Source organism: Lentzea sp. NPDC004789, from assembly GCF_053601075.1.
Genome location: NZ_JBSGBE010000006.1, coordinates 302,430 through 316,528, shown reverse-complemented (window position 1 = coordinate 316,528; position 14,099 = coordinate 302,430). Strand labels below are relative to the sequence as shown.

Here is a 14,099-nt window from a genome sequence, read left to right as displayed (position 1 = left end):
CGAAGTCGGTCACACGTCGTTCGCTACCACAGGCCTCGTGCGCGGGCAAGGCGACCTACAGACAAAGCGACGCGAAGCACAAGCGCGTCTCGAGCGTCGTGTGCATTTCTTCCGGTCATTTCCTGAACGCGCCGAAGGCGATATCTGACCGTGTTCGGGTGCACGAACAGCCTTTTCGCGCACGTCTCCAGCACGCCCCCGACCTCCAGGAACGCGTCCACGGTCTCCAGCAGCGCGCCGCCGGCGTCCTCCAGCGGCCGGGCCACCCGGTCGACGAGCTGCCACTCGGCCTCCGGGTCGCCCGCGAGCGCCCGTTCCGGCAGCAGGTCGAGCGACCGGACCGGCCTCGGCGCGGCCGGCCAGCCCACGACCGCGCGCAGCCCGCTCAACGCGTCACTCGCACTGCGATGGGCCTCCGACAGGCTCCGCACGGTGGGTCCGGCCACGACCGGCCCCTCGCCGAAGCCCTCCGCGATGCGTCCCAGCACGTCCTCACCGGTCTCGGTCGGCCCGCCGAGCACCACGACCAGTCGCGAGCCCTGCACGGACAGCAGCACCGGCCGTCCCGCCCGCGCGGCCTTGCTGCGCACGGAGTAGATGATCGCGGGAGGGTCCTCGCCGCCGGGGTTGCCGACCAGGACCGTGGCCTCCAGGGCCGGGTCCCAGCCGAGAGCCGCGGCGCGCGACAGCAGCGACTCCTCGGGGTCGCCGCGCACGATGCCGTCCACGACCAGCGCTTCCAGCCGGGCGTCCCACGCGCCGCGCGCCTCGGCGGCCGCCGCGTAGGAGGTGGCGGCGGAGAAGGCGATCTCCCGCCCGTACCGCAGCACGCCCTCCATCAGCAGCGCGCGCTCGGCCTCGTCGGCGGCCATCTGCGGCATCTGCTCCTCGAAGTGCTCCAGCGCTATCCGGACCAGCTCGACGGTCTGGCGCAGGCTGACCCAGCGCGAGATGTCCTTGGGGGCGCTGCGGAACGCGTCCGCGGTCAGCCGGATCGCCTGCTGCCGGTCGTGCAGCCACTCGACGAAGCCCGCCACGCCGTTCTGGATCAGCAGCAGCACGCTGGCGCGCTGGTCCGCGGGCATCCGGGCGAACCACGGCAGCCGTTCCTCCATCGCGGCCACGCTCGCGGTGGCGAGCGTGCCGGACGCGCGCTCGATCCGGCGCATCGTGCGGGCGGAGAGGGTGGGCGGGTGCTCCTCCTTCGCCTCGGCTGCCTTGGTCATACCCGCAGCTTAGGGCGTTGGAGGTGACATCACCGGGATGGGTGACACAACCCTCGTCGCCGCGGGAACGGCCATACCTTCGGGCGGCAGAGGTCTGTTCTTCGGCGCGGAGGTTTCGTCTTGCGTAGGTTCCTGGCTTTCGTCCTGGCAGTGGTCGCCCTCGCCGCCACGGGCGCGACCGCCTCGGCCGACCCGCCCGACCCCCTCGCCGAGTACCACGCGCAGCCGGTCAAGTGGGCGGCGTGCAGCGGAAAGCTCAGCGAGCTGGAATGCGCGACGCTGGTGGCACCGCTCGACTACACCAAACCGGCGGGCGACCGGATCAACCTGACCATCAGCCGCAAGAAGGCGGCGGCGCAGGACCGCAGGCGCGGCGTGCTGTTCACCAATCCGGGTGGACCTGGTGGTTCGGGCCTGGGCCTGCCGCTGTTCCTGGCGAAGTCCGAACTGGCCCAGGTCTACGACGTGATCGGCTTCGACCCGCGCGGCGTCGGCGGTTCGACGGCGCTCAACTGCCGGGCCGCGCCCGCGATCGCCGAGCCGGACTCCCGTCCAGCGGACAGCGAGTTCGGCAAGTGGGCGGCCGAGGCGCGGGAGGCCGAGGAGGCCTGCCAGAAGTCCGCCGGTGGGATCCGGCAGTTCATCAGCACCGCGAACACCGCGCGGGACATGGACGTCGTCCGCGCCGTGCTGGGCGAGCCGAAGATCAACTACTTGGGTTACTCCTACGGCACGTACCTGGGCGCGGTGTACGGGACGTTGTTCCCGAACCGCCTGGACCGCAGCGTGCTCGACTCCGCGGTGCACCCGGAGTGGGTCTGGCACGAGCAGTTCCGCCAGCAGGCCGTGGCGTACCGGCACGACGTCGAGATGTGGGCGTCGTGGGTGGGGGAGCGCAACGAGAAGTTCGGCCTGGGCAAGTCGCAGGACGAGGTCATCGCCGAGGTGGAGAAGGTCGCCGCGAAGCTGCACACCACGCCGATCGGTGAGCACGACCGCTCTTCCTTCGACGGCGCCGTCGGAGTGGGCTCCCGCTACCGTCCACTGTGGTCGGACCTGGCGTCGATCGTGGTGAAGCTGAGGTCGGGCGAGAAGCCGCAGAACACCGAAGGCGCCAAGGCGGGCCAGGTGCTCGCGAAGACCGGTCTGCAGGAGCTGCGGTCCGGCGTGTTCGACACGGTCACCTGCGAGTCGGACTGGCCGACCGACCTGCACGTCTACTACGAGGACATGCGGACCTTCCGCGAGCGCTACCCGTTCGGTTTCGGCATCGTCCGCGCGGCACCGATGACCTGCACGTTCCGCTCGTTCACCCCGCCGGAGGAGCCGGTCAGGATCGCCCGCAACGGCTACCCGGTCGGCGTGGTCGTGCAGTCCGAGGGCGACACGCAGACCCAGTACGCGAGCGGCCCGGCGATGGCGGCCCGGCTGGGGCACAACCTGATCACCGTCGTCGACGAGGGCAAGCACGGCCTCTACAACGGCGGCAACTCCTGCGTCGACGCCAAGGTCAACCGGTACCTGATCGACGGAGCGCTGCCGGGCAGCAGCTCCGAGTGCGCCGGCGACCCGCGGCCGGACGTGCCGAAGGACGGTCAGGGCGGTGCGGCGCCGACGCCGGTTCCGGCGCTGTCGCCGAGCCGGATGCAGTCCTACCTCGACGGGCGGGGGCTTTCGGCGCGGCCGTGATCGGGGGACAAATGTGGAAGCGCCCGCCACAGAGCGTGGCGGGCGCTTCCCTCTCCCCGGTCCCCACCGGTAGCTCCACTCTGGACTGTATTGAGACAAAAATCCACGTCAGCCACCCTTTCGTGTCACAGTGTCGAGGTTGCCGAGCGGGGTGAACCGCGAAACGATCAACTGGTCGGATCTTCACTCACCGCAACTTTGTTCTAGGAGGGCCCGTGGGCTCGCAAATCACCGAGGGCCTGGGCCAGGCGTGGGCGATGGTGGCCACGTTCGTGCCGAAGCTGCTCGGCTTCCTGCTCGTTCTGGTCATCGGCTGGTTCATCGCCAAGGCGCTCGCCAAGGGTGTGCAGTTCCTGCTCAAGCGCATCGGCTTCGAGCGGCTCGTCGACAGGTCGGGCCTGCACGGCGCGATGAAGCAGTCGCCGATGGACGCCACCGGCCTGATCGCCAAGCTCGTGTACTACTTCGTGCTGCTCATCGCGCTGCAGCTGGCGTTCGGCGTGTTCGGCGCGTCGAACCCGGTCAGCACGCTGCTCAACGAGGTCATCGCGTACCTGCCGCGCATCGTCGTGGCGATGGTGCTCGTGATCGTCGCGTCGGCGATCGGCACCGCGCTGAAGGGCCTGGTGACCGGCGCGCTGGGCGCCCGCTCGTACACGAAGATCCTGGGCAACATCACGTACGGCTTCGTGATGGCGCTGGGCGTCATCGCGGCGCTCAACCAGCTCGGCATCGCGATCTCGGTGACCATGCCGGTGCTGATCGCCGTGCTCGCCACGGTCGCGGGCGTGATCATCATCGGTGTCGGCGGCGGCCTGGTCCGCCCGATGCAGCAGCGGTGGGAGGGCTGGCTGAACCGCATGCAGGAGGAGGCGAACGTCCAGTCGCCGATGCCGCGCGCGTCGCAGGAGATGCCGGCGCACATGGGTGGCCGTCCCGGTGACGCCGCGACGCCGCCGTCGGGCACTCCGATGCACTGATCGAGCAGTTCGAAGAAGGGGCCCTGTGCGCAGGGCCCCTTCTTCGTGTTCAGACCGTTCTCCAGTTGCGGTCCACCACCGGCGGGCAACCTCGATCCCACGTGACAGTCGGTGGAGGAGACGTTCCATGAAAGCCCTGGTGCTGTCCGGAGGCGCGGGAACACGCCTACGACCCTTCAGCTATTCGATGCCGAAACAGCTCATCCCGATCGCCAACAAGCCGGTGCTCGAGTACGTCGTGGACAATCTGCGCGGGATCGGGATCACCGAGATCGGCATCATCGTCGGCGACCGCGCCCAGGAGATCTCCGACGTGCTGGGCGACGGGTCCGCGCTCGGCGTCGCGATCACCTACATTCCGCAGGACGCGCCGCTGGGCCTGGCGCACTGCGTGAAGATCGCGCGCCCGTTCCTCGGCGACGACGACTTCGTGATGTACCTGGGCGACAACATGCTCGTCGAAGGCATCTCCGAGATCGCGGACGAGTTCGCGGCGGTGCGGCCGTCCGCGCAGGTCGTCGTCTACAAGGTGCCGGACCCGAGGGCGTTCGGCGTCGCGGAGGTGGACGAGAACTCGCGCGTGACGCGGCTGGTGGAGAAACCGCAGGAGCCGCGCAGTGATCTCGCCATGATCGGCGTGTACTTCTTCACCCCGCTCATCCACGAGGCCGTGGACGCCATCGAGCCGTCGTGGCGGGGCGAGCTGGAGATCACCGACGCGCTGCAGTGGCTGGTGACGCGGGAACGCGACGTGCGGGCGCGGATCTACTCGGGCTTCTGGAAGGACACCGGGAAGGTCGAGGACGTGCTGGAGTGCAACCGCGAGCTGCTGATGAGGTTGCAGACGGACATCCAGGGCGTCGTCGACGAGGAGAGCTCCCTCATCGGTGAGGTCGTCGTTGAGGAGGGTGCGCGCGTCGTGCGGTCGTGCATCATCGGGCCCGCGATCATCGGCGCGGGCACCCTGGTCGAGGAGTCGATCGTCGGGCCGTACACCGCGATCGGCGCCGACTGCCGGATCACCGAGTCGGGGTTGTCCGACTCGATCGTGCTGTCCGGTGCGTTCGTGCACAAGGTCTCCGGCATCGAGGCCTCACTGATCGGGCGCAAGGCCAGGGTCGGGTCGGCGAAACAGCACAGGCTGGTCGTCGGTGACGACGCACACGTGGAGGTGGCGGCGTGAAGCTGCTGGTCACCGGGGCGGCCGGGTTCATCGGCTCGTACTACGCCCGCACCATGCTCGACGGCGGATACGCGGGCTACGAGGACGCGCACGTCACCGTGCTGGACAAGCTGACGTACGCGGGGAACCGCGCGAACCTGCCGGCCTCGCACCCGCGGATGTCGTTCGTGGAGGGCGACATCCGCGACCTGGACCTGCTGCTGGAGCTGCTGCCCGGCCACGACGCGGTGGTGCACTTCGCGGCCGAGTCGCATGTGGACCGTTCGCTGACGTCGGCCGCGGAGTTCGTCCGCACCAACGTCATGGGCACGCAGACGTTGCTGGAGGCCTGCCGTCGGGTTGGCGTGTCGCGCTTCGTGCACGTGTCGACCGACGAGGTGTACGGGTCGATCGACGAGGGCGCCTGGACCGAGACCTGGCCGTTGCAGCCCAACTCCCCGTACGCGGCCTCGAAGGCGTCCAGCGACCTGATCGCCCGCGCGTACTGGAAGACCCACGGGCTGGACGTGTCGATCACGCGCTGTTCCAACAACTACGGGCCGTACCAGCACCCGGAGAAGCTGATCCCGTTGTTCATCACGAACCTGTTCAACGGTCTCCACGTGCCGTTGTACGGCGACGGGTCGAACGTCCGGGAGTGGCTGCACGTGTCCGACCACTGCCGTGCGATCCAGCTGGTGCTCACCTCCGGGCGGGCCGGCGAGGTCTACAACGTCGGGGGCGGCAACGAGCGCACCAACCTGCAGATCACCACTGCCCTGCTCGACCTGTGCAGCGCGGGGCCCGCGCTGGTCAAGAGGGTCGCCGACCGGTTGGGGCACGACCAGCGGTACGCGCTGGACGACACGAAGATCCGCGCCGAGCTCGGTTACGAGCCGCTGGTGCCGTTCGAGCAGGGGCTCGCGGACACCGTCGCCTGGTACCGCGACAACCCCGGCTGGTGGAAGCCGTTGCGGGACTTCACGTCCTGATCCAGCTCTCGAGGCGGTCGCACTCCTCGGCGACCGCCTTCTGCCTGCTCCTGGGCACCGTGTCGAGGTAGTCGACGGCGATGGTGCGGTCCTTGGCGATCGACCAGGTGGCGACGACGTAACCGTCGACGAGCACCGTGGGCTTGCCGCCGACGACCACGCCGAGCCGGTCGTCGGCGATGACCCGGCGGCGGTCGGCGTGGGCCAGCAGGATGTTGTCGAACTCGGGCAGCAGCCGCACGGGCAGCGGCGTGCCGGCGTCGGGTCGTGGGGAGTCCGGCAGGTCGAAGAGCTCCTTGCCCGCCTCGTTGCGGAAGGTCACCAGCTGGGGGCGCAGTGCCTCGAACGTCTCGGTGAGCCTGGTGAGGCCGGACCACTGCTGGGCGTCCATCACCGTCGACGGGCCGAACGCCTTGAGGTAGCGCAGCACCAGCTCGTCCTTGGTGATGGCCTGCTGCGGCCGGCCGAGCCAGTTCTCGACGGTCGTGCAGACCGCCCTGCCGCTGCGGTGCCACAGCCCGCGCGGCGGGATCTGGACGAGAGCGAGCTTGTTGCGCAGGGCGTTGCCCAGGACGGTGTGCTCGCGGTCGGGCCATCGCTGTTTGAGCTGCTTGCCGGCGTCCGCGGTGCCCTGCGGGGTGTCGTCGAGGATCTTGCGGCCCAGTTCGGCGACCTCGTCGAGGTCCAGGCCCCTGAGCCGGCTCGCGAAGGGGCCGCTCTGCAGTTCGCGGTCGAGCCTGAGCTGGGTGTGGGGCCTCAGCCCGAGCGCGTCCCGTGCGCTGACCAGATGAATCGTGCCGCGCATCAGCAGCACGCGGACGGCTTCGCGGTTGACCAGGAGGTCTTCGAGCTGCCTCGGTTCGAAATCGGTCAGACGGCTCCAGAGGCCGACGTAGGGCGACTTCGGTTCCTGCGCCTGCATGCCGAAGAGGTGCTCGATGGCGGCGAGCGCGCTCCGGTCGGCGCGCTCGCGCAGCAGCTGTCGTTCGATCAGTGCCCTGTTGAGCTGGTCCTGGCTGAGCGTCCCCATGCGAACAGGTTAGAACCTGATGAACGCGAACCCGGTGCCGTTCGGGCGTTCTCCGTCGTGGACGACCAGCAGGTCGAGCTTGCCGGTGACGATGTCGGCGCCGTCGGAGTGCTCGACGTCCCTGACGCGGAAGTCCTTGAGCGGCTTCATGTCGGCCTTGCGGTAGGCGACGAACCGCGAGTCGCCCTGGCTGGACGCGATCAGCACGTCGCCCGCGATCGCGAGGCCCTCGGCGTCGGCTTCGATCCACTTGCCGCCGAAGCCGGGGTTCGGACCGGCCGCCTCGCACTCATCGGTCTCGGGGTCGTACTTCTGCGGTGCTCCCCAGGTGCGAACCTTGTCGACGAGCTGCGGCTGGCCGAAGCCGTTGGCGCGCAACGGGATGCGCCAGATGCCGACGTCCTCCTGCGCGGCGTACAGGGTGTTCGTGCGTTCGTCGATCACCATGCCCTCGACCTGCGGGCCCTCGCCCGGTGCGCCGCAGACCGTCCACGACCGGCCGTCCGGCAGGGTGAAGGTGCTCGGCAGGTCCAGAGTGGACACCTTCTCGGTGTCGTAGGTGCTGCCGTTCCGGACCTTCCGGAGAAGCGCGAGGCTGGTTTCGTGGCGCCGGCTCGTGACGACCACGTCCTTGCCGTTGACGTGCCCGGCGGCGAGGCCGTAGACGGTGTGCTGCCCGTCGACCTCCTGCTCGGTCTTCGAGAAGACGGGCTTGGTGGCGGGGTTCGTGACGTCCTTCACGCCGTGTTCGTCCACTTCGAACACACGGATGCGGTCACGGCCGCGGTCGCTGACGAACGCGAGGTTCCCCACGACGTCGACGTTGTTGTAGCGCCCCGGCTTCGCTCCCGGCGCCGGCGGCCGCGGCGCGGGGGAGACGCCGATCGTGCGGCCGTTCAGGTCGAACGCCGCCAGGCCGCCTTCCTTGAGCGTGCCCAGGACCACACTGCGTTCGGTGTCGTGCGGGTTCACCCAGATGGCCGGGTCGTCGGCGTCCGCGGGCTTCTCGAACGTCTGCGTGAGCACCGTCGGGGTGATGACGGGCGTCGCAGGGGCGGTCAGGAACAAAGACAGGAGCGCCAGCGCTGGGGAAGGTGACATGGTGGGACCGTAGGGAACACCGGTGTACTGCGACTGAACCGCGGGGGAACAAGCCGTGTGGTACGAAATGGGACTGACGATCTTCGGCCAGAAGATCGCGTACACGGAGCTGATCGGGCAGGTCCTGGCGCTCGCGGTGGTCTTCCTCGCGCAGCGCCGGTCGTTGCTGACCTGGCCGGTTCAGCTCGTCTCGGTGGCGCTGCTGTTCACCGTCTACCTCTCCGCGCACCTCGGTGGCCTCGCGACGCGGCAGGTCGTCGTCGGCCTGATCGCCATCTACGGCTGGTACGCGTGGGTGCGTCACCGCGACCCGGTGTTCGGTGTGGTGGTGCGCAAGGGCTCCTGGCTCGAACGCGCGGTCGTCGCCGGTGTGTTCGTCCTGGGAACCGTCGCGTTCGCCCTGGTCCTCGACTGGCTGCACGCCTCGTGGGCACCGTGGCCGGACGCGGCGATCTTCGTCGGCACCGTGCTGGCGTTCACGTTGCAGGGCCTGGGCCTCGTCGAGTTCTGGCTGGTGTGGCTGGTCGTGGACGCCGTCGGCGTGCCGCTGCAGATCCAGTCGCACCTGTACTTCAGCGCGTTCGTCTACCTGATCTTCGCGGCCCTGGTGATCCACGGTTTCTGGGACTGGAACCGCACCGCCCGCCGGTTGACACAGGCGGCAAAGTCTCCTCTGTGAGGGGACTGATCGCGTTACTGGCCGCTGTTTCGCTGCTGGTGCCCGTGCCGGCGCACGCCGCCGCCGAGCCGCGCACGGGCTTCGAGCAGACCGGCGAGTGGACCACCGAGGCCGACGAACAGGCCTACCTGCACTCGCTGGGCCTCCCCGTCACCCAGATCGGGACGACGGCCCAGGGCCGGCCTCTTCAACTCGTGCGCGTCGGCCCCCGCTCGGCGCGCACGGTGGTGCTCTTCACGTGCTCCCAGCACGGCGACGAACCGGCGGGCCGCGAAGCGTGCCTGATCCGCATGCGCTCGCTGCCGCGCTCCTCCGCCGTGACGTACCTGTTCGTGCCGAACGCCAACCCGGACGGCCGCGCCCTCAACACGCGCGGCAACTCCTCCGGCATCGACATCAACCGCGACCACCTGCTGCTGCGCAGCGCCGAGGCCCGCGCGATGGCCGCCGTGATCCGCGACTGGCAGCCCGACGTCATCCACGACCTGCACGAGTTCGGCCCCTCAGCGCCCTACTACGTGAAGGACGTCCTCTGGCTGTGGCCGCGCAACCTCAACGTCGCTCCTGACGTCCACACGCTCTCCGAGAGCCTGTCCCGGTCGTACGTGCGGCCGTCCGTCGAAGCCGCGGGCCGCACGTCCGGCGTCTACGGCATCTACGTCGACCCGGTGACCGGCGAACCCGTCCGGCAGGTGGCGGGCGACGGCCAGGAGCGCATCCTCCGCAACACCGCGGGCCTCAAGCACGCCATGGGTTTGCTCGTCGAGACCAACGCCGACGGCGCCCCCGCGTTCCGCGTCGAGTCCCATCTTCGCGCCCTGGACGGCACGCGGTCGTTCGTCCGCGACAACCGCTCGGCCGTCGAAGCCGCCAACGCCGCCTCTCGCGCCGTGCGGTCCGGCCCGGTGTACTTCGGCGGCGCGGACAACCAGGCTCCGGACCCGTCGGACGTGCTTGTGACGCCTCCGTGCGGGTACGTGCTCACCGGTGCCCAGTACCGCGAGGTCGGCGACGAGCTCGCGTTGCACGGCATCAGGTCCGAGTACCTGCGGGGCGGCGACCGCATCGTGCCGCTTCGCCAGGAGGCCCGCGCGTTGATCCCGTTGCTCCTCGACGCCCGCGCCGACGGCCCGCTGGTGGGCGCCCGCCCGGTCGCCCAGTGCGGCTAGCCCTCGCCGGCCATCGCGCGTGCTTTCGGGGTCTGCAGCATCGTGAGTCCCGGACTGTTCGCTTCCAGGGCCGCGCGGGCGTCCGCGGCATCGTTCGACAGCAATGCCCGCCGGAAGTAGGTCCACGCGTGGTGCGGGGCCACCTTGAGCGCCCTGGCGAAGTCGCGTTCGGCCTCTTCCGCGCGGCCCAGCGTGGCGAGGGCGTAGGCGCGTGCGGACAGCGCGTGCGGACGCCAGGGCTCCTCTGCGAGCACCTGGTCGAGATCGGCGACCGCGAGCGTCGCGTAACCGATGTCCGCGAGGATCGAGCCGCGCGCCGCGAGCTGGTCGAGGTCGCCGGGCTCGGCCAGCCGGTCCAGCGCCTCCACGAACCAGCCCGAGTACCAGAGATCACTCCACAGCTCGTCCTGCGGCACGGGGTTGAGCGGAAGGGTGGTCTCGTTGCGCGGAGTGGACTTCGGGCCGAGGCGGGCGGCGAGGACGGTTCTGGCGTTGTCGACCGACTCGTCCCACGTGCCGTAAACGATCTGTTGCGGACCGTCCGGGCCGTCGGTGACCACGCCCGGTTCGAGGTACTGCACCTGCCCTGACAGGTGCAGCGGCAGGTCGGAGCCCGACGTCACGACGATGCCGCTGCCGTCCTGGGCGATGAACCACCTGGACGGGCCCACCACGGCAGGGTCGTCGGGCACGGTGATCCACGGCCTCTCCGCGAACTGCGCACCGCTGAGATCCGCGCAGTCCGGGAAGTAGGCCGATCCGGAGAAGACGGCACCGGAGAACTGGGTACCCGCCTCGAACGTCGTTCCCAGCCACGTCGCCGCAGTTCCCTCGAACCGGGCGTTGTCGAAGCGGGCGAATCCGCTGAACGTCGCCGGCCCGAGCAGGGCGGCGCCCCGGAAGATCGCGTTCCAGAAGTGGCACTCGTCCTCGAAGACCGCGCCCGCGAGGGTCACGCGCTGGTTGAACTCGGTGTTGGCGAAGTCGGCGGGTCCGCGGAAGACGGACTCGGTGAGGTCCGCCTCGCCGTCGAACGATGCGCCCACGAAGCGCGTCAAGCCCGTGAAGCGTGCTTTCGCGAAGGAGACGCGGTTCCCGAAGCGCGCGCGGTCGAACGTGGCCGGACCCTCGAACGTGGCGCCGACGAAGCTCGCCGAGTGCAGGTAGCAGTCCTCGAAGGACGCCGTGACGAGGTTCGCGCCGGAGAGGTCGATCTCCACGGTCCAGTACTTCTCGTCGCCCCGCAGATGTGCGGCGAGAAGGCGTTGGACGGTCTGCCGGACCTCGGCCTCTTCCGGGTTCTCGCCGGACGGCATGCGGAGGTAGGCGCACAGGACGTTGGTGATGGTCTGCCTCTGCCCGACGGTGTCCTGAGCGAGGCGTTCGAGCGCGTAGAAGCCCGCGAGGCGCACGGCGGCCTTGTCCGAGCCGATCTGCTCGACGGCCTTGCCGTACAGGTCCGTGATGCGGCGCGCCTCCGCGTCGAACGCCGTGTGCAGGTGGGCGCGCTCGGTCGCCTGCTGGTCGGCGTGCTTCTGGTTGAGCCCGATCTCGGTGGTGCGCTGCCGGCGGGCCGTCAGCCACAGCGCCGCCGCGCCACCGGTGCCCACGACGATCGTGCCCGCGGTCTTGATCGCGTCGAGCTGGTCGGCATGTCGACCGTCCCCCAGCGTGATCATCAGCAGCACCGCGAGGCCGACGCCGAAGATCACGAGCAGGGCTCCGCCGACGATGATCGCCCGGCTGGACAGGACCGGATATGGCTGTTCGCGCTCGTCCACACCTCAAGGTCGCCGAACGGCTGCAATGAGTTACGCGCTGACAGCACGACCTCACGCGGTCGCCGTGCGGATGAGCAGGTCGCGGTGTTCGAGGGTCCAGAGCGCGGCACGTGACTGCCACGAGAGCGTCCAGAGGCCCTCGGCATCGCGCGACTCGCGGGTGAAGTTCCGGATGCGCGCGTACCAGCCGTTGTCCTTGATCACGAAACGCAGGACGCGGTCGACGAGGTCTGCCCGGGCTGCGCGTGGCAGGCGATAGCCGTCGAGGAAGCTCCGGAACCACTCGGCGCGGGTCGCCGCGGCTGGGAGGCCGATGGCCGCGGCGACGTCGTCGTCGAACAGCTGCGCGCAGTACCAGGCGGTGACGGCGACCTCGTCGACCGGATCGACCGGGCCGGTGTACTCCCAGCCGATGAGGCCTGCCGGACGCCCGCCGTCGAACACCACGTGCCACGGCGCGATGTTGCCGTGGCTGATCACCGCGCCGGCCGCGTTGCTGCGCAACGACCACGGCATCCACGGCCCGTCCGGCGGCCTGAACGAACGGCTGATCTCGTGCAGGCGGCCCAGCAGTGCTCCGAGCTCGTGCAGCGAACGTTCCGGGTCCGGCCACACCTCCTCGGCGAGGATCGTGCCGTCCAGCCACGTCAGGACCTCGTGGCCGGCGCCGTCGAAGCCCGAGCCGGCCACGCGCGGCGCCGCCTCGAACCCCTCGGCCTCCAGGTGACGCAGGAACGCGTGCACGTTCGCCGTCCACGGCTGTGCCGGATGCGCGACCGTCGGCCCGTGCCGCTCGGCGGGATTGGTGTGGCCGAGGTCCGCGAGGCGGTCGTAGGGCTCTTGTGGCATGACTCGCAAGCTAGAGCGCTGGCGCGCTGCGTCAACTGATATATCGGTTGCCCTGACCAGCGTCTTAGCAATGAGTCTTTTGACTTCGTCCACAAAAGAGTCGTTGCAAAGAGGCGTTGCGGGTAACTGATATATCGGTCGCGAGCGGTTCTCCGGGCGTGGTCCGATGGCGCGATGCGCGTCGAGCAGTACACGTCCTTCGCACTGAAGAGCCCGGAGATCTCCGCGGCCGAGATGTCGCGGCGGCTCGGTCTTGAGCCGGACTGGGCCGGGGTGCGGGGCAGCAGCAGCGTCGAGCTGGACGTGCCGCCGGTGCACGTCTGGGAGATCGTCCGGAAGAGCAACGAGGCGATCGGAGACCAGGTGGGGCACCTCGTCGACCGCCTGCGGCCCGTTCGCGACGAGCTCGTGCGCCTCACCGCCGACCCGGAGGTGAGGGCCGTCCTTGAGGTGGTGCGCTACTTCAACGACGACGGCGACGTGGCGTCGGAGAGTGCGCCGGTCGGCTGGTGCTTCTCGCCTGAGCTGATCGCGTTCCTCGCCGACGTCCGCGCATCGTTCGACGTCGACGAGTACGACCACGTCGCTCCTCCAGACGAACCGTTGCGCCGGCTCACCGTCGACCTGCTGACGAGCACGGAGGAGAACCTCGCCGAGCACGCCTGCCACCTGCACCGGCATCTCGGGCAGGCGACCGTGGTCGAGACCGATGACCTGCTGATCGCCGACAGCGGTCTGGCCGACGACACGTTCAACGTCGTCGCCGCGGCCCGGTTCACCGCGGACAACGTCACAGCACGCGTCGCGGAGACGGTGAGCGAGGTGCTGGCGACCGGGCGCCCGTTCTCGTGGTGGGTCGGGCCTGCCTCGGCTCCGGCCGGACTCCGCAGGGCGCTGGTGCAGGCCGGCGCCTCAGGAGGGGAGACGGGGGTGACGATGTGGCTCGACCTCGTCGGCGCGGCCCTGTCGGAACCGCACGCCGACGGGCTCGAAATTCGCCGCGTCACCACCGAGGCGGAGCTCGCGGACTACGCGGAGGTGCTCGCCGCGAACTGGGACCCGCCCGCCGCCGTGGTTCGCCAGTTCTACGCCGACGTGGCCCCGCACGCGTTGAACGGCCGGTCTCGCTACTTCGTCGGCTACGTGGGCAGGCGTGCGGTGTGCACGGCGGAAATGTTCCCGCACGCGGATGTCGCCGGGATCTACAACATCGCGACCCTCGCCGGAGACCGCAGGCGTGGCTACGGCGGTGCGATCACCTTGGCTGCGTTGCACACCGCGGAGGCAGAGGGGCACCGAGCCGCCGTTCTGCAGGCCTCTCCGGAGGGTGAGGCCCTCTACCGGCGTCTCGGGTTCACCATCACCGGCGAGTACACCGAGTTCGCCCTCAGGGCGTGAGAAAGGCCGCCCCGCGCAAGGCAGGGCGGCCCTTTCTCAGCGC

Annotated in this window: 12 protein-coding genes; 7 read left to right on the top strand and 5 right to left on the bottom strand. The window is 69.7% G+C overall.

The window, feature by feature from the left end; translation table 11 throughout:
* Positions 1–23: 23 nt before the first annotated feature.
* Positions 24–1,226: a PucR family transcriptional regulator gene (locus ACWEIJ_RS16710; protein ID WP_449838049.1), complete on the bottom strand. Its 1,203-nt coding sequence runs from the start codon at positions 1,224–1,226 to the stop codon at positions 24–26.
* Positions 1,227–1,346: 120 nt separating this feature from the next.
* On the opposite strand from ACWEIJ_RS16710, the gene ACWEIJ_RS16705 reads away from it, so the two are divergent.
* The 4 genes from ACWEIJ_RS16705 (at position 1,347) to rfbB (ending at position 6,049) form a co-directional block, all read left to right on the top strand.
* Complete coding sequence (locus ACWEIJ_RS16705; protein WP_449838048.1) at positions 1,347–2,915, top strand: alpha/beta fold hydrolase; 1,569 nt, start codon at positions 1,347–1,349, stop codon at positions 2,913–2,915.
* Positions 2,916–3,130: 215 nt separating this feature from the next.
* Entirely contained in the window at positions 3,131–3,895 is a 765-nt protein-coding gene (locus ACWEIJ_RS16700; protein ID WP_449838047.1) for a mechanosensitive ion channel family protein, read from the top strand.
* Positions 3,896–4,022: 127 nt separating this feature from the next.
* Positions 4,023–5,078, top strand: coding sequence for a glucose-1-phosphate thymidylyltransferase (locus tag ACWEIJ_RS16695; protein WP_449838046.1), 1,056 nt, complete (start codon positions 4,023–4,025; stop codon positions 5,076–5,078).
* Positions 5,075–6,049 carry a dTDP-glucose 4,6-dehydratase gene (gene rfbB / locus ACWEIJ_RS16690; protein WP_449838045.1) on the top strand — a complete coding sequence of 325 codons (975 nt, stop codon included), beginning with the start codon at positions 5,075–5,077 and terminating at the stop codon, positions 6,047–6,049. The genes ACWEIJ_RS16695 and rfbB overlap by 4 nt, the downstream gene beginning before the upstream one ends.
* On the opposite strand, the gene ACWEIJ_RS16685 is transcribed toward rfbB, so the two are convergent.
* Positions 6,039–7,079: a winged helix DNA-binding domain-containing protein gene (locus ACWEIJ_RS16685; RefSeq protein ID WP_449838044.1), complete on the bottom strand. Its 1,041-nt coding sequence runs from the start codon at positions 7,077–7,079 to the stop codon at positions 6,039–6,041. The genes rfbB and ACWEIJ_RS16685 overlap by 11 nt on opposite strands.
* A 9-nt stretch (positions 7,080–7,088) precedes the next feature.
* Positions 7,089–8,180, bottom strand: coding sequence for a phytase (locus ACWEIJ_RS16680; protein ID WP_449838043.1), 1,092 nt, complete (start codon positions 8,178–8,180; stop codon positions 7,089–7,091).
* Between the two features lie 67 nt (positions 8,181–8,247).
* Here ACWEIJ_RS16680 and pnuC point away from each other — a divergent pair, with 67 nt between their 5' ends.
* Both pnuC and ACWEIJ_RS16670 read left to right on the top strand, forming a co-directional pair.
* Positions 8,248–8,859, top strand: a complete 612-nt coding sequence (pnuC, locus tag ACWEIJ_RS16675; protein WP_449838200.1) for a nicotinamide riboside transporter PnuC — start codon at positions 8,248–8,250, stop codon at positions 8,857–8,859.
* A complete protein-coding gene (locus tag ACWEIJ_RS16670) occupies positions 8,856–10,028 on the top strand; it encodes a M14 family zinc carboxypeptidase (protein WP_449838042.1) in 1,173 nt (390 codons plus the stop codon). Before pnuC ends, ACWEIJ_RS16670 begins: the two co-directional genes overlap by 4 nt.
* On the opposite strand, the gene ACWEIJ_RS16665 is transcribed toward ACWEIJ_RS16670, so the two are convergent.
* Together ACWEIJ_RS16665 and ACWEIJ_RS16660 are read right to left on the bottom strand one after the other, a co-directional pair.
* Complete coding sequence (locus ACWEIJ_RS16665; protein WP_449838041.1) at positions 10,025–11,809, bottom strand: pentapeptide repeat-containing protein; 1,785 nt, start codon at positions 11,807–11,809, stop codon at positions 10,025–10,027. The genes ACWEIJ_RS16670 and ACWEIJ_RS16665 overlap by 4 nt on opposite strands.
* Positions 11,810–11,860: 51 nt before the next feature.
* Positions 11,861–12,658: a phosphotransferase gene (locus tag ACWEIJ_RS16660; protein WP_449838040.1), complete on the bottom strand. Its 798-nt coding sequence runs from the start codon at positions 12,656–12,658 to the stop codon at positions 11,861–11,863.
* Positions 12,659–12,832: 174 nt separating this feature from the next.
* Between ACWEIJ_RS16660 and ACWEIJ_RS16655 the strand changes: the two genes are divergently transcribed.
* Entirely contained in the window at positions 12,833–14,056 is a 1,224-nt protein-coding gene (locus tag ACWEIJ_RS16655; protein ID WP_449838039.1) for a DUF4279 domain-containing protein, read from the top strand.
* The last annotated feature ends 43 nt before the right edge of the window (positions 14,057–14,099 follow it).